The sequence below is a fragment of the Microcystis sp. 49638_E5 genome (genome assembly GCF_021300285.1).
Classification (GTDB): domain Bacteria; phylum Cyanobacteriota; class Cyanobacteriia; order Cyanobacteriales; family Microcystaceae; genus Microcystis; species Microcystis aeruginosa_C.
On record NZ_JAJTDH010000057.1, the window covers coordinates 1 to 14,769 of the forward strand.

General features: G+C 44.9%; 13 protein-coding genes and 2 pseudogenes. 5 read left to right on the top strand and 10 right to left on the bottom strand.

All coding sequences use genetic code 11. The features are described from left to right. Window positions 1-113 precede the first annotated feature (113 nt). A pseudogene (locus tag LW728_RS15480) lies at window positions 114-239 on the bottom strand (flagellar assembly protein H); the annotation flags it as partial. A gap of 365 nt (window positions 240-604) precedes the next feature. Here LW728_RS15480 and LW728_RS15485 point away from each other — a divergent pair. Further along, window positions 605-1,495 carry an alpha/beta fold hydrolase gene (locus LW728_RS15485; protein ID WP_287671128.1) on the top strand — a complete coding sequence of 297 codons (891 nt, stop codon included), beginning with the start codon at window positions 605-607 and terminating at the stop codon, window positions 1,493-1,495. A 213-nt stretch (window positions 1,496-1,708) separates the two neighbouring features. On the opposite strand, the gene LW728_RS15490 is transcribed toward LW728_RS15485, so the two are convergent. Then, a complete protein-coding gene (locus LW728_RS15490; RefSeq protein WP_287671130.1) occupies window positions 1,709-2,539 on the bottom strand; it encodes a hypothetical protein in 831 nt (276 codons plus the stop codon). A gap of 248 nt (window positions 2,540-2,787) precedes the next feature. Here LW728_RS15490 and LW728_RS15495 point away from each other — a divergent pair. After that, window positions 2,788-3,710: pseudogene (locus LW728_RS15495) on the top strand (amidohydrolase family protein). Window positions 3,711-3,800: 90 nt separating this feature from the next. On the opposite strand, the gene LW728_RS15500 reads toward LW728_RS15495, so the two are convergent. Both LW728_RS15500 and LW728_RS15505 read right to left on the bottom strand, forming a co-directional pair. After that, a complete protein-coding gene (locus LW728_RS15500; protein WP_002802758.1) occupies window positions 3,801-4,208 on the bottom strand; it encodes an MAPEG family protein in 408 nt (135 codons plus the stop codon). An 8-nt stretch (window positions 4,209-4,216) separates the two neighbouring features. Further along, window positions 4,217-4,723 (bottom strand): hypothetical protein, encoded by a 507-nt coding sequence (locus LW728_RS15505; protein ID WP_002802760.1) that lies wholly within the window; start codon window positions 4,721-4,723, stop codon window positions 4,217-4,219. 211 nt (window positions 4,724-4,934) lie between these two features. Between LW728_RS15505 and LW728_RS15510 the strand changes: the two genes are divergently transcribed. Both LW728_RS15510 and ruvX read left to right on the top strand, forming a co-directional pair. Then, window positions 4,935-6,176 carry a GNAT family N-acetyltransferase gene (locus LW728_RS15510; protein WP_159297865.1) on the top strand — a complete coding sequence of 414 codons (1,242 nt, stop codon included), beginning with the start codon at window positions 4,935-4,937 and terminating at the stop codon, window positions 6,174-6,176. Then, on the top strand, window positions 6,176-6,634 hold the full coding sequence (ruvX, locus tag LW728_RS15515) for a Holliday junction resolvase RuvX (RefSeq protein ID WP_287767200.1): 459 nt from the start codon (window positions 6,176-6,178) through the stop codon (window positions 6,632-6,634). The genes LW728_RS15510 and ruvX overlap by 1 nt, the downstream gene beginning before the upstream one ends. A gap of 56 nt (window positions 6,635-6,690) precedes the next feature. On the opposite strand, the gene apcB is transcribed toward ruvX, so the two are convergent. The 6 genes from apcB to LW728_RS15545 all read right to left on the bottom strand — a co-directional run bounded on the left by apcB (window position 6,691) and on the right by LW728_RS15545 (window position 13,897). Beyond that, the gene (gene apcB, locus LW728_RS15520; protein ID WP_502845977.1) at window positions 6,691-7,200 is read right to left on the bottom strand and encodes an allophycocyanin subunit beta; all 510 of its coding nucleotides are present in this window, start codon (window positions 7,198-7,200) and stop codon (window positions 6,691-6,693) included. Between the two features lie 182 nt (window positions 7,201-7,382). Beyond that, on the bottom strand, window positions 7,383-8,522 hold the full coding sequence (gene proB, locus LW728_RS15525) for a glutamate 5-kinase (RefSeq protein WP_287767202.1): 1,140 nt from the start codon (window positions 8,520-8,522) through the stop codon (window positions 7,383-7,385). A gap of 168 nt (window positions 8,523-8,690) precedes the next feature. Then, the gene (gene recJ / locus LW728_RS15530) at window positions 8,691-10,655 is read right to left on the bottom strand and encodes a single-stranded-DNA-specific exonuclease RecJ (protein ID WP_287767204.1); all 1,965 of its coding nucleotides are present in this window, start codon (window positions 10,653-10,655) and stop codon (window positions 8,691-8,693) included. 58 nt (window positions 10,656-10,713) lie between these two features. After that, a complete protein-coding gene (locus LW728_RS15535; protein WP_287767206.1) occupies window positions 10,714-11,355 on the bottom strand; it encodes a hypothetical protein in 642 nt (213 codons plus the stop codon). Then, a complete protein-coding gene (locus tag LW728_RS15540; protein WP_287671142.1) occupies window positions 11,352-11,813 on the bottom strand; it encodes a hypothetical protein in 462 nt (153 codons plus the stop codon). The genes LW728_RS15535 and LW728_RS15540 overlap by 4 nt, the downstream gene beginning before the upstream one ends. 74 nt (window positions 11,814-11,887) lie before the next feature. Continuing rightward, window positions 11,888-13,897, bottom strand: a complete 2,010-nt coding sequence (locus tag LW728_RS15545) for a GAF domain-containing hybrid sensor histidine kinase/response regulator (RefSeq protein ID WP_287767207.1) — start codon at window positions 13,895-13,897, stop codon at window positions 11,888-11,890. A gap of 183 nt (window positions 13,898-14,080) precedes the next feature. Between LW728_RS15545 and psb32 the strand changes: the two genes are divergently transcribed. Then, complete coding sequence (psb32, locus tag LW728_RS15550; protein ID WP_287767208.1) at window positions 14,081-14,764, top strand: photosystem II repair protein Psb32; 684 nt, start codon at window positions 14,081-14,083, stop codon at window positions 14,762-14,764. Window positions 14,765-14,769: the final 5 nt, after the last annotated feature.

Consider the following 14,769-nt stretch of genomic DNA (forward strand, 5'->3'; position numbering starts at 1 on the left):
ATAAATTGCTGTATTGCAAGCATAGTCAGCTTTTAAAGATAAATTATTGTTTTATTGGTCAGCAATAATTGTCTGTTTTTTCTTTAATTTTACATGACAAGTTCGGAAGAGCCTAAAAAAGTAATCGAGTTTCTATCTAAATAATCCATCAATTGAGGAAAAAATAACTCGATAAATTCGATAAAAAAGGTGGAGATTAACTCCTTAAATAAGCGGTCATGGTCAATATTATTAGTCATGTAATATCATCTTAACGAATCTGATCGATGAATGACTACTCTTCTCTATTATATTCTGAAAAGTCTGTTTTGGCAACGGATTGTTATGACCTCACCCCCTTAAACTACGAGGGGAGGGGGAACTACGAAAAGAGGGGGATACTTTCCGCAAAAAACCCCACAGAAAACGGGTTTCTTCAAGAAACCCGTTTTCTAGGTGACTTAATACTTCTTTCTAGGGTTCATCATAATTGGCGATTGTTGGGTTCATTTGAGATGAACTATGACGGTATTTGGCATCATCCCCAGACGACCAGTTAAGCCGCCAGTTAACCTGACAGTATATATTAAGAAAAGCAACAAATACTTTACAGATAAACAAAAATATGCAACAAATTCTAGGATTAGAGACACAAGCAAAAATTTGGCATTGGCGGGGATTCAAAATCACCTATCAAAGTGCGGGGGAGACGGGACCTGCGATCGTGCTTGTGCATGGATTTGGGGCATCTTGGGGACATTGGCGCAAAAATATCCCCGTTTTAGGCGAAAAATGTCGCTGTTTTGCCCTAGATTTAATTGGTTTTGGCGGTTCCGACAAACCCGAACCGCAAAAGGAGATCGATTACACTTTCGAGACTTGGGGGGCGCAAATTGCCGATTTTTGTCGGGAAGTGGTGGGGGGGCCTGCTTTTTTGGCGGGTAATTCCATCGGTTGCGTCGCCATTATGCAGGCTGCCGTCGATTATCCCGATTTTGTCCTTGGGGTAGCGGCGATTAATTGTTCCCTCAGACTACTGCACGAAAGAAAACGGGAGGAATTACCCTGGTATCGTCGTTTAGGCGCGGATATTGCCCAAATAATTCTCAAAAATAAAGCAATTGGGGCTTTTTTCTTCCAACAGATCGCTAAACCCCAGACAGTGCGTAAAATTCTCCTGCAAGCTTATCGGCGCTCGGAAGCGGTAACAGAGGAATTAGTAGAAATAATCCTAAAACCCGCCCGAGATCCAGGAGCGATCGAGGTTTTCCTCGCTTTTACCGGTTATTCTGGCGGCCCACTCCCAGAAGACCTGCTGCCGATTCTCCCCTGTCCGGCCATTCTGCTTTGGGGTAGCGAGGATCCCTGGGAACCCTTGTCCTTGGGCCAAGAATTAGCAAGATTCCCGACAGTAAAACAGTTTATCCCCTTAGCTGGTTTAGGCCACTGTCCCCAGGATGAAGCTCCAGAAATAGTTAATCCGATTTTATTAGACTTCCTGCAAGCTCCTATCTAGGGTTTGCGGCAAAAAGTTTGTTGGTGGGGGTAGGGTGTGGGGTGTAGGGTTTTACCCATTTTCAGGCGGTCAATTACCTAATTTTCAGGGAAAAAGTCCCTGACTTTTCCCCCCAATCACTCCAATCGCTGGTACTTTTTGATTTCAAAAAAGTCTAAAAATATTATCCAACAAGGTTTTTAGATTTATTCAGCAAACCCTATCTAAGTTCCTCTAGTAACCAGAAGACCGGGTATCAATCGGTTGTTGGATGGAGAAACCTCGGTTAGTAGTTTGAGGAGGAACTTGATTGGGGATGCCATTATTGTTGGGTGCCATTCCCTGATTGGGATAACCAGTGACGTTAGGTTGACTGCCGTAAACGGGGGCCTGATATACGGGGGGTTGATAATAGTTGGATTGGTTGCTAGAGCCGGGGACCGGGTTAGGGTTGGCATTATTCCAGGAGGGTAGGGGCTGAGTATTTTGTTGATAAGGGGAATAATTTCCTTGGGGGTTGACTTGATTCGGGTTGCCCCCGGGGTTGAGATTAGGAGAATTATTCAAGTTAGTAGTCCGTGAGCGATTTTCGATTTCCCTTTGTAAAGGATAATTGCTATTGTTGCCACTAATCGGTTGCACTTGAATCGGTTGCAGAGTTTTACTAGCCTTCGGTGCCTGATTTTGCTTAGTCTGCGGCATTAACGGGGCGAATAAAGAGGGTTTCTGGTTGTTATTGGGATTAGTATTTAAAGGATTAAAAGGCTGCGGCGAGGCCGGTTCGTTCGGGGGAGCGGTATTATTATTGGCAGGAGTGGCCGGCATTGTTGCAGGACTGGGGAGAGGAGCATCGGTAATCTGCTTAGTCTGGATTTCGCGTTCCTCCAAGGACATTCCTGGGGTATCTAATACCGAACCCAACCATTCAGGATTCTGTTGATATATCGAGAAACCAATTAGAGCCAGGGAAAATATTCCTAGCGGCAGCCAAAATAAAGGTTGGGCAAAGGGTTTTAATCCTGCCAAGAAATAGCGCATGGAAGAAGAATCTTTATAGTCACTCATACCGCTTCACCCTCTATAGGTTTTCCTCCATGTTATCAAATCATTAAGCAGTGATCAGTGATCACTGCTTAATGATCAGTTATCAGTTCACTGAGAAAACTCCCCACACCCTACACCCCACACCCCACACCCCACACCCTACACTGTTCACCGACTAGGTACTGATACTATTTGGGAACAATTGTCAAACAATTGTAAAACTTCGTTATATTTAAGGAACATTTGAGAGACTAAGGAGCAGCGGAGTTGTGGCTTTATACGCGGATTTGCATCGGCATTTAGGGGGATCGGTAGTACCGAGAATTCTCTGGCGCTACTTTCACAGACATGAGCGGGATTTAGCGGCTAAATTCCCAGAATATCCCGCTTTTGAGGAATTTTACACCCGCGAACGCAATAGTTTAGATGAGTATTTGGAATTACACACCCTAGTCGAAAGTGTTCAAACCGCCCAAACTTTGCCCTATTTTATCTATCGTCTGATTCGCGGCGCTTACATCTTCGAGAATCTTGCCTATTTAGAATTGCGCTATACTCCCTACTATCGCACCGACGAACATTTGAACCAAACAGAGCGAATCGAGCAAATGCGATCGATTGTCGAAATCGTCGGTCAAGCCTCGAAAATGAGCGAATATCCGCTCATTACCAGTCAAATTCTCTGTATGCACTCGCGACTTCCCTACGAAGTCAACAAAGCGATCGTTGATCTGGCCCTAGGGATGAGAGAATACGTCTGTGCGATCGATATTGCTGGGGGTGATTCCCACTACCAAACTCGACTAGAGGAATTTGCTGGTTTATACAGTTATGCCAGGGAAGAGGGTTTAAATACCACCGGCCATCTTTACGAAACAAAGGACGGTTGTTATCCCCAATTACTGCCCTATCTGCAAAGAATTGGTCACGGTTAAAGATAGTCTTCGATCGCTGTTTTGAAGCGGGGGTTGATATTGCTATCTGTACCGATAATGCTGGTTTACACAATGTCCGGCTGCCCTTCGAGTACGAAAATTTACTCACCCTGGACGTGATCGATTTTCGACAATTACAAGCTTGTCAAGATGCGGCTTTTCGTCATGCTTTTGCCTGGCCCTATAGTCAAAAACCCGCCTCACTTTTAACCGGTTTGTTATCAGTGGATAATCCCAAATTACCGGTTTATCAGTAACAGAATTAACTATAGTTCGGGTTAAGCAACTTCTTTGCCGCTCCCGAACTATAGCGTTTTTCGACTCTCCTGCATGGGGTTTGGGGAATTCTACTGAATCTTGATTAAACTCAAGCCAAAGAGAGTATAAGTACACAGAGAACCGAGACCGAACATCAGGGAACGAGCGATCGGGACATTAGTGATATAAAAAAGGGAAAATAAAAGCCGGAGGATCACGAAAGCGATCGCACAGTTAGCGGCCAGGGATGAGGAGACTCCTGTAACGTAGGCCATGAGAGCAGCGGCACTATAGATCATAAAGGTTTCAAAACCATTTTGATGGGCCCAAGTTGCTCGTTTAGCGTAGTCTGGGAGTTGGTCGAACATGGCCCGGGGAGCGGAGGTATTGTAACCCACCTTAGCTCTAGCGTAAGCCACCAGCAGAAAAGGTAGATAGACAGAGATAGCGGCGGCCACTATCGAATAGAGAAGAATGGCACTGACGGAGAGATTCATCGCTGAATTTAGTCAAAATAAAATAGGGTAACTAGCTTGCGTTGATCTTCCGCTTCCGCGCAGGTTTGCAAAAGGGTTTGACTGTCGTGGAAAGCAAAACAGATTAACTGTTGACAACGATTGATAATCTCGCGATTACAGAGGCTGCTGGCTTCCCCTAGGGATAGATGGTCATTTTCGGGACATTCCACCAGATGGATAACCTGCTGGAGTTGTTCTTGGGATTCCAGGGGCTGGCGATCGAGACTTTGGGGTAAGATCACGGTTAACAGATTAGGATCTGCCCGCATTGCCCCCTTAATGACGGCGGAATTGGTTCCCGTCGCCCCGGAGGTCATAATCCGATTGCCCCCCAGCACGAGGGCATAGGCCATCATTTCGATCAATTGCTGGTGTGTGATGGGAACGTGACGGGAACCCAATAAGGCGACGCGCTTAGAACCGGTCTGCTGAATGGCGGCTAGTTCTTGAGCTAGAGTGTCTAGGGTGTTAGTGGTATCTACAGATTGACTCAAAGACTTTTACTGCAAATTCGGACTGATTAACCGTCCGTTATTGTAGCATCGAATTGTCATGATCGGAAATTTGGCCAGAAAACCCCAGCTACCGATCGAGGTGTTCTTTCTGTGGTGGTCCCCTATGATCCCTCAGAAATTGTTATTGGTGGGGAAGTGCCTCTAGATTCTACGGTAAGATAGGTGCATAGACGATATTTACCCCAGAGCCATGACCACTTCTCCTGTTCCCCAAGGGGACGATTTTAGCGATCGCCCAATCCGTCCCGTACAATATCGGGATTTGGAAGACATTGAAGCTTTAACCCTAGATGACTTCGATGAGGATATTGATCGTCGCGCCCAAAATTTCCGCACGCAGGTGCAACGGGTGCGCCCTTGGTTTGGGTTGTTTAAAATTCTCAGTCTTTTTCCCAATCCTCTCCAACACCGTTTTCATGTCTATGTAGCTGAGTCTACGGCGGATCGGGGAGAAGAAAGGAAAATTCGCGGGGCAATCCAAGTCACCCCTTTTAATAGTAGTCGCAGCACTTGGCGGGTGGAACAGGTGCGGGTGCATCCAGGGGAGTCTTTAAGCGAACCCAAGGGCATCGGGGCGCAATTACTGCGTTATTGTCTAGAAACGGTTTGGGAAGCCCGCACCTGGGTGTTAGAGGTTAATATCAATCAAAAGGACAGTTTGGCGCTTTTCCGGCAACACGGTTTTCAGCCTTTAGCAGAATTAACCTATTGGTCTTTACCGCCGCAATTATTACAGGAATTGAGCAAACAAGAGGCAGATTTACCGAATTTACTGCCCGTGAGCAATGCTGACGCTCAATTACTTTATCAGTTAGATTGTGTGTCTATGCCGCCGCTACTGCGTCAGGTATTTGATCGCCATATCCAGGATTTTAAAATCAGTTTAGTTGATAGTTTGTTCGGTCGCTGTCAGAGTTGGTGCGGCGGTCCGCAAATTAGTCGCGGTTACGTTTTTGAACCACAACGAAAAGCGGCGATCGGTTATTTTGAATTAATCCTATCTAACCAAGATGAGCGACCCCATCAAGCGAAATTAATTGTCCATCCCGCCTACACTTGGCTCTATCCTAAGTTATTAATCCAGATGGCCCAGATCACTCGCAAGTATCCCCCTCGCTCGCTAGAGTTAATATCTGCTGATTATCAGCACGAAAGACGGGAATATCTGGAACAATTGGGAGCGATCCGCAGTTCCCACACCCTGATGATGTCGCGCTCGGTATGGCACAAAATCCGCGAAACTAAGCCAGAAAATTCCGCCCTGGCAGAAATGCTGCAGGGTTTACAATCGGTGCCGCGAACTCCCATCCCTAGTCGGATGTCTTGGTTAAAATGGCCCAATAATCCCCCCCTGGACTCCCTCGACAGTACGGGGGAACTTCCCCCAGTTAAACCGCCCTCGGAACCCCCCGATCAGGGGCATCCAGTGTAATGGAAAGAGTCGCTGCCCTGGGCTTGGATATCGGCAAAAAACGGGTAGGAGTGGCAGGATGTGACGGTACAGGTTTAATCGCCACTGGTTTAACCACGATTATCCGTTCTTCTTTTGTTGCCGACATAGCACAGTTTGATGCGATTGTCAAGGAAAGAAATATTAAGATTTTGGTGGCGGGACTGCCCTATACCATGGCGGGAGAGTTAGGATTTCAGGCCCAACAGGTGCAAAAATACGCCCAGAAACTAGCCATCGCCTTGGATTTGCCCCTGGAATACATTGATGAGCGTTGCACGTCCCTAGAGGCGGAAGAATTCTTAAAAGCCAAAAAACAGTTTTCCTCTTGGGATAAGGGAGCGATCGATCGGGAAGCGGCGGCGATTATTTTACAACAATGGCTCGATCGCCGACGGCGAGTTAATAATTCAGGAGACGGGAGACAGGAGACAAACTAATAAATACTCTTGCCTCTTGCCTTTCCTAACTGATAACCGATAACTGATAACTGAATTTAGATAGACACTTCGCTTAATTCGCGAGTGAGATGATCAAAGGGTTCAGCGATCAAAGAGGTGTCGGCAATACCCGCCTCAGCAGCCATGGTTTGAATCATTTCGCTCATGATTTGGATACCGCGCACCGTCGGACCGATGGGGACACCGAGGGAATTATAGGTTTCCCGCAGTCCTTGCAGTACCCGCTCATCTAGAACATTAGTATCAGCAGCTACTAGGGCATAACTGGCATAGCGGAGATAGTAATCCATATCCCGCAGACAGGCAGAATAACGACGGGTGGTGTAGGCATTACCCCCGGCGCGGATCAATTCGGGAACTTCTTCAAATAGACGAATCGCTGCCCCACGCACGAGCGCCGCCGAATTAGCGTTAATTAGGGCGGCGGCAGCTAGACGGGCAGTTCCCGAGGCAAAATATTGTTTAAGATTATCGATCGCATCTCGATCGAGATAACGTCCGGTGACATCGTATTTTCTAATCAGGCTAGTTACCGCGTCTCGCATTATTAAGTTTCTCCCAACAGCAATAAAGACATTTTTGAGTTTCACTTCATTTATAATCTCACAGGGTTGAACTTCGGGGGATATCCCTAGTCCAACTCTCTTGCTTGTCTAACAATTTGTTGTTTTTTTGAGACATTTCTTTACATTTAAGGCATTGGCTGGACTTGCTCTGGGTGGCGGAATTATCCCTTATTAGTCGAGTTGGTGGACGAAGCGCTCAAAATGACGAGATTATCCCGATGAATAATGGTTTCTGCGGCCCTATAACCCAATAAACTGGCAATACGCTCGGAATGTTGACCTTTAACTCGATCGATCTCCTCACTACTATAATTAACAATTCCCCGGGCCAATTCCTGGCCTTCTTGATCGCACAATTGCACCGATTCCGAGGCGCTAAATTCCCCCTCCACTTTGGTGATTCCGGCCGCGAGGAGGGATTTTCCCCCCTGACAAATGGCTTGAATCGCCCCAGCATCGAGATAGATTTGACCCATGGGCATTAGTCCGTAGGCGATCCAGCGTTTGCGGGCGTTATCACTGCGTTTTTGTGCCTCAAAACGGGTTCCAATCGCCTCTCCTGCCATAATTTTTAAGATATTGCTGGGCTGCCGTCCCCTAGTAATCGCCATTTCTACCCCGGCGCTGGTGGCAATCCGGGCCGCGGCCAATTTAGTCGCCATACCCCCGGTCCCCCACTGACTGCCACTACTACCGGCATCGATCGATAGTTGCGCTAATTCTGCGGGACTAACTCGGGCAATGGCCGCAGCTTCGGGAAATAGCCGCGGATCGGCACTGTAGAGGCGATCCACATCGGTGAGGATAAATAACCAGTCAGCCTCGATTAAACTGGCTACAAGGGCTGATAAAGTGTCATTATCGCCGAATTTTAACTCATCGATCGCCACCGTATCATTTTCGTTGACGATGGCAATTACCCCTAATTCAAACAAAGCCTGAAAAGTATTATAGGCGTTGACATAACAGGTGCGTTCCATCAATTCGGGACGGGTCAGCAAAATTTGGGCGATCGGTTGACCAAGACTGGTAAAGAGGTCATCATAGATCCGCATCAGACGACCTTGACCGACGGCTGCGATCGCTTGTTTGAGGGCGATTTTTTTCGGTCTTTCCTGTATTCCCAGACGACGGCAGCCCACCCCCACGGCCCCGGAAGATACTAATACCACCCGATGACCGGCAGCGCGCAACCGGGTGAGGACTTCCACTAAAGCGGCGATCGTGGAGAGGGATAATTGGCCGGTTTCATTATCGGTCAAACTGGAAGTACCGATTTTGATCACTATGGTTTGGTTCATCGTCAAGGCGCTTTTTTTGGAGGTTTTGCTAAGTAGGTAGGCGTTAAAAATTATCAGACACCCCCGTTATCAAGGGTAGGGTTGATTCATGAATCAACCCTACCTTATTAAGGGGGGCAGGGGGGATCGAACCTAAAATCGATTTTTAATTTAATTATAACCAGCTACTTAGATAGCCAAAGCTTTGATGGCAACTTTAATTAAAGTATAAAAACGGGGTTCAGTCACGTTGACTTCTCTAGCTTGTTGTCGATTTTTGCCTAATAAACCAATGCGCTGCCCTTTCTGCACGACTAAAATATCGCCCTGTTCATTTTTGATGCGAATCTCGTTTACATCACCCCAAAAACTACATTGATACATTTTATCTGCGTGCATAAAAATTGCTTTTTTAATATTATCATTTTCTTGGGGTAATCGCACTCCCACTAATTCAATTTCTATGGTTGTATTACCATTCCAAGTATTTTCTTTGAGTTTATAGGCAATATCTAAACGAGTTGGTAAAGGACAATATTCGCCCCAACGCCAAGCTAGGGCTTGAATTCTGGTATCATCCCTTTGAGCCAGCAATAATTTTAAATGATTTTTTCCGATAGTTTTCTGTTCTACTATTCGCACGTTAGGAGTCCAAAAAACGGGTAATTCATTGCCAATTCCCCAGGGTTGCAAACTATCAATTTGTTGAAAAAGTTGCAGGTTTATTTGTTTAAAGTCTAGGATAGTGTCAACTTTAATTAAAGGTTTTAATTGTTCTATTTGTAAAATTTTGTGAGAAAATTGACTTAATCTTTGTTTAAATGCTAGTAAATTAGCTGTGGGTAAACTAAAACCCCCCGCCATTTTATGACCGCCAAATTTTCCTAGTAAATCTTGGCAAAATTGCAGGGCTTCAAAAACGTGAAATTCTTCAATTCCTCTGGCAGAACCGCGAATTTTACCTGGCTCTTCTTCCTCGTAAGTACCAATAAAAACCGGCACTCCGTAGCGTTCCACTAAACGGGAAGCTACAATACCAATTACCCCATGATGCCAATCTTTTTCGACTAAAACTAAAACTCGATCTTTTTGCCAAAGAATCGGAGTTTCTTCCACTAATTTAATCGCTTCTTCTTCAATTTTTTCGCACAATTCTTGACGGGTACGATTAATTTGTTCGCACTGCATCGCTCTTTCTAAGGCAATTCCGGCATCATCGGTGGTTAATAATTCAATAACTATCTGGGGATCACCAATTCTACCAATGGCATTAATTCTCGGCCCCAATTTAAACCCAATATCATCCGGTTGTAATTGCTTTTGTTCCTCGCTAATTCCCGCTATTTGCATCAGGGATTGAATGCCGACTAATTGGGATTTGGGTAATTTTCTTAAACCCCGTTTTAACCAGCGACGATTTACCCCGATTAATGGGGCTAAATCTGCTATAGTGCCTAGGGTAAATAATGCTAATAATGACTCGGTTAATCCCTGTAATTTACCCATTTTTTGGGCAGTTGTCACCGCTAAAATATAGGCGACTCCCACCCCCGCTAATCCCTGATAGGGAGAGTTCGGGGTTAATAATTTTGGGTTGAGAATAGCGGAGGCATTTGGTAAAATTGGCGGCAGATCGTGATGATCGGTGATAATAACTTTTAATCCTAATTCTATCGCTAGGGCGATCGGTTCGTGAGCGGAAATACCATTATCAACGGTGAGAATCAATCCGACTCCCGACTCGGCAAATTCTTCGACAATGCGCTGATTAATTCCGTATCCCTCTTTCATGCGACTGGGTATGGCATGATTTACCCTAGCGCCGAGATGTCTCAAGGCTCTTAACAGTAAAGATGTACTGGTCATGCCATCGGCATCGTAGTCCCCACAGATAGCAATTTTATCGCCTCTGGCGATCGCTTTTACTAATAAATTGACACTTTTTTCTAAGTCGGGAAATTCCCCCAGGGGAGAGGGTAAGGTATCCGCTTCAGGATCTATATAAGTTTTAGCTAATTCGGGGGTATCAATACCGCGATTAATTAAGATAGTTGCTAATAAGGATGATAGTCCCATTTCTCGCGCTAACCCCTCGATTTTTTCGGGATTAGTCGCGGCAATATACCAGCGTTGGATGGGATATTTGTAGGTCATTTTTTGTTAAGGAAAAAGGTAGGGTGCGTTACGCTGCCCTAACGCACCAAAAATAAGGTTAAAAGCGGATTTGGATGGCCCCAGCAGGAGGTTGAAAGGGGAGATTATTATTATTAATTCTCAGGGGAGAACCAGGTATTACCTGCACATTTGGGGTGGTGGGTTGACTTTCGTTGGTACTCAGTAAAGTCAATTGATTAATACTAGGATTAATCGCAAATTGTTGGGTAATGACTCCCGACGGACAACAGGAAGGATCCCGGGGGAGAAATCTTCTCATGTTGACGGTAATCATACCATCTTTAGCGCTCAGATTATCGACAATTACTCGATCGGCTAACAGGACAGTATCGGTGTTAGTGGCAGTACCGTTATTATCGATCACTAGGGCTAAATAATGTAATTGCTGTTGATTTCTAGTAATCACTCTTAACACGACAATACCATCAGTCCTTTGATCATTATTATAGTCCCCCATCAAGGCTTCTCGGCTGACTTGCACTCCTAAAATTGGTCCTTCGTTAGATTGAAAAATACCATCACTGAGAATTACGGAACCCCGATTAGGAATGTTATAGACGGTATTTCTTAAATTATCGACGCTCAGGGGTGTAGATTGGGCAAGTAAGGGCAGAGAATTATTTAATAGTAAACTGATACCCAGGAGAATAGATTGAGGCAAAATTGCTAATTTAATCATGGTTGTAATGGATTGGGTATATTTTCTTGAGTATCGAATAACCGCACGTTATTAATGGTACAAACCATCCCCTGTTGTGCTGCTAATTGCTCTCGCCATTGGCTTAATTGTTGTTGACCATTACTACCATTTAACCAGTAAACTGTCAAGAGGCCGAGGGTTTGTTCTGGTTCACAGGAAAAGCTGAGAGTTTGAGCGGGTATATCGGCATTTCCTTCACCACATTGCCAACCTTGTTTTTCAATTAATTCTTTCCAACCTTGCACTTCTTTAGCAGCCACGGCAATGCGTTGATCTCCTTGGTTACAAAGCCAATTTTTCTGCTGGGTGGGATTATTCGGTAGATCACCAAGATTGGGCGAATTTTGCTTAATTGGGGGCAGCGAGGGAACTTGAGCATGAACGGAAAAAATCGGTAGTATTAACCAAGTACCGATGAGCATTTTTAACAGTTTCATCCTTTAAAATTGTGATATTTAGGGATTTATGCCTTTAGAATATCACGTTTTTGAGGTATGGATAAAATACTCTCTTAAGATATGTTTAAATCTTTAATTATGGTTTCGATCGCATCAAAGGAAAATTCTCTGGCTAACTGTTGTAAACCTTGGGCAAGGGTAGCATAATCGGCGGGAATTTCTGCGGTTAGGGCGATAATTTTTTCATCATCACATTCTCGCGCCGCTTGTTGCAATTGTCCAATCCAGGCGGGACTGATTAATTTTAATAGGGATTGCAGGGAATCGAGGAAAACTGGCGAATAATTGGGCTGATTTGGCTCACTATCGGCATAAATATATTTTAATCCTAGATATTCGCTCATTTTTTGCCAGATCACTTCCTCTCGGAAAGGTTTACGCACGAAATCATCACAACCAGCGGCAATAACCAAGGCGCGATCCTCTTCAAAAGCACTGGCAGTTAGGGCAATTATCACCGTTTTTCCGCGATTATCAGCCTCTAACCGCCGAATTTCCCTGGTTGCTTCGTAACCGTCCTTCACTGGCATTCTCATATCCATCCAGATAAGATGAGGTTGCCATGCTTGCCAAATTGCGATCGCTTCTTGACCATTAGCGGCCTCTTGCACGGATAATCCTAGGGTAGCCAGGAGTTTCAGCAACAGTAAACGGCTTTCCGGTCGATCATCGACGACTAATATGCGATATTTAGGCTGATTTTCGGCTAAAGCGATAACTTTTGCCCTATTGGTTTCGGTTTTAATCTCATTTTCCCCCACCAAACCCACCTGAATATCAAAACTAAAAACACTTCCTTGACCCAGAATACTACTAACTCCGATCGCACCCCCCATCAACTCAACAAATTTTTTACTGATAGGTAAACCTAATCCCGTCCCCTGTTGGGATTTTCGTCCCGTTTCCGTTTGGTTAAAGGGTTGAAATAGCTTATAAATCTCCTCTGGGGCGATTCCTGCGCCTGTATCTTCAATTTCCCAGAGCAATCGCTGATAATCTCCTGTTTTATCCCCTACTTTTACCCGGAGAGTCACCCCTCCCGACTCGGTAAACTTCAATCCGTTACCCAAGAGATTGATTAACACCTGTCGCAATTTACTTTCATCAGTACATATATATTGAGGAAGAGCGGAGCTGCGCTCAAAAATTAAGCTCAAAGCTTTTGCCTGCGCTTGTGGACGTAGCATTTCGGCAATATTATCTAAAAGAGCGTATAAATCGAAATTACTGGGATTAAAAACCGTTCTTCCCGCTTCTATCTTCGACATTTCTAGAATATCGTTGATTAACTCTAATAAATGTTCCCCGCTACGATTGACAATTTCCAAATATTGGCGATATTCACTGCTGAGGCTGCTATCCCGGGATATTAAGCGAGTAAAACCCAAGATAGCATTAAGAGGAGTGCGTAATTCGTGGCTCATGTTAGCTAGAAACTCACTTTTAGCTTTATTTGCCTTAACTGCCACTTCTTTAGCCTCTTTTAATCCTTTTTCCGCTTCATATCTACTTTGTGCGATCGCAATTAATTCTCCCAGCAACCGGACAAAGGTGACATCTTCCCCTGTCCATTGCTTTTCTGCACTTGCATCCAATCCCAGATAACCCACCGTTACCCCATAACTATCCCACATGGGAACGATTAAGAGACAGGGAGTAGGACTATGAGCGAGAATAGTTCTTTCAGGGATAGCAGTAGCGGGTAAATCGTCTAAAGAGTTCAGTTTAACTGGAATACCGTTTAATAATTGTTCAGAAAACCAAGGAAAGGTTTCCGTCGAGAGATTTTGTGATTCTTCCCGAATCGGGATAACTTGCGGATAGTCGGGGTGACAGTATTCATAAACCATACTCCACTGCTGACGACAGGTGGAATATTGAATAATGTAACAGCGCGCACTCTGGGTAAATTGACAGAGCAGTTCTAGGGTATGATCGATCGCCAAGTGGATATCTTGAGAAATTAGTAATCTTGTCACCCGTGAGAGCAAGTTATCGCGATAGGCCTGCATTTCTAGGGCTTTTTCCCGTTTTTTAGACTCTAGTTCCTCAAAATCACTCATAATCAGTTATCAGTTATCAGTTATCAGTTAAAAGGGTTTGGGTGTTGGGGTTGTCGGGTTTGAGGGTTTTAGTTGAATTTCCCCATCACCCCATTTCCCTACTTCCCCATCTCCCCGTCTCCCTAATCAAAAAACAGGAAACTTTTCCCCTATTATGTTCTATAGGAATTTTACCGAATCAATATGCTCAAATTATTAGCTTCTCTCCTTCTCTCCTGCTGTGTAGCCTTGGCTGTTTCCCTGTCACCGGCTGCTGCTATGGGAGTCTATGACCTCCCCATTTTAAGCCCCGGAGCGCCCACTTATGTGGTCGATCCCGTTTCGGCCATTAGTGCCGCTAACGAAGGAAGATTAAATAAAGATCTGAAAAACCTCGCCGAAAAAACCGGTCAAGAAGTGAGAATGGTGGTAGTCCGGCGCTTGGATTACGGTCAAAAAATTGACAATTTAGCCGATGATATCCTGAGAGAATGGTATCCTAATCCTGAAGATCGGACTAATCAAACTATCATCGTCCTTGATACTTTAACCAATAAAACTGCTATGCGGGTTGGGGAGGAAGCAAAACCCCTATTAACCGAAGCTATTGCCGATAGTATCCTCTCGGAAACTATGGCGGTTCCCCTCAAAGATGGGGGAAAATATAATCAAGCTTTACTCGATGCTAGTCGTCGCCTAACGGCGGTACTTTCTGGAGAAGCGGATCCCGGACCGCCGGAAGTAGCGACAATTAATATCGAAAGTACTTTTACTACCGCAGAAGAAACTGACGATAAAAACGCCACGATTTGGGTGATAGTTTTACTGGTTTTAGCCACAGTAATCCCCATGGTTACCTATTTTTGGTACGCTGGTTTTGGTCGATAAATTAA

What these genes read in the sequence shown, in the direction of transcription:
- LW728_RS15485 (WP_287671128.1), top strand. Translation starts at nt 605, where the DNA reads ATGCAACAAATTCTAGGATTAGAGACACAAGCAAAAATTTGGCATTGG.
- LW728_RS15490 (WP_287671130.1), bottom strand. Translation starts at nt 2,539, where the DNA reads ATGAGTGACTATAAAGATTCTTCTTCCATGCGCTATTTCTTGGCAGGA.
- LW728_RS15500 (WP_002802758.1), bottom strand. Translation starts at nt 4,208, where the DNA reads ATGAATCTCTCCGTCAGTGCCATTCTTCTCTATTCGATAGTGGCCGCC.
- LW728_RS15510 (WP_159297865.1), top strand. Translation starts at nt 4,935, where the DNA reads ATGACCACTTCTCCTGTTCCCCAAGGGGACGATTTTAGCGATCGCCCA.
- ruvX (WP_287767200.1), top strand. Translation starts at nt 6,176, where the DNA reads ATGGAAAGAGTCGCTGCCCTGGGCTTGGATATCGGCAAAAAACGGGTA.
- apcB (WP_502845977.1), bottom strand. Translation starts at nt 7,200, where the DNA reads ATGCGAGACGCGGTAACTAGCCTGATTAGAAAATACGATGTCACCGGA.
- proB (WP_287767202.1), bottom strand. Translation starts at nt 8,522, where the DNA reads ATGAACCAAACCATAGTGATCAAAATCGGTACTTCCAGTTTGACCGAT.
- recJ (WP_287767204.1), bottom strand. Translation starts at nt 10,655, where the DNA reads ATGACCTACAAATATCCCATCCAACGCTGGTATATTGCCGCGACTAAT.
- LW728_RS15535 (WP_287767206.1), bottom strand. Translation starts at nt 11,355, where the DNA reads ATGATTAAATTAGCAATTTTGCCTCAATCTATTCTCCTGGGTATCAGT.
- LW728_RS15540 (WP_287671142.1), bottom strand. Translation starts at nt 11,813, where the DNA reads ATGAAACTGTTAAAAATGCTCATCGGTACTTGGTTAATACTACCGATT.
- LW728_RS15545 (WP_287767207.1), bottom strand. Translation starts at nt 13,897, where the DNA reads ATGAGTGATTTTGAGGAACTAGAGTCTAAAAAACGGGAAAAAGCCCTA.
- psb32 (WP_287767208.1), top strand. Translation starts at nt 14,081, where the DNA reads ATGCTCAAATTATTAGCTTCTCTCCTTCTCTCCTGCTGTGTAGCCTTG.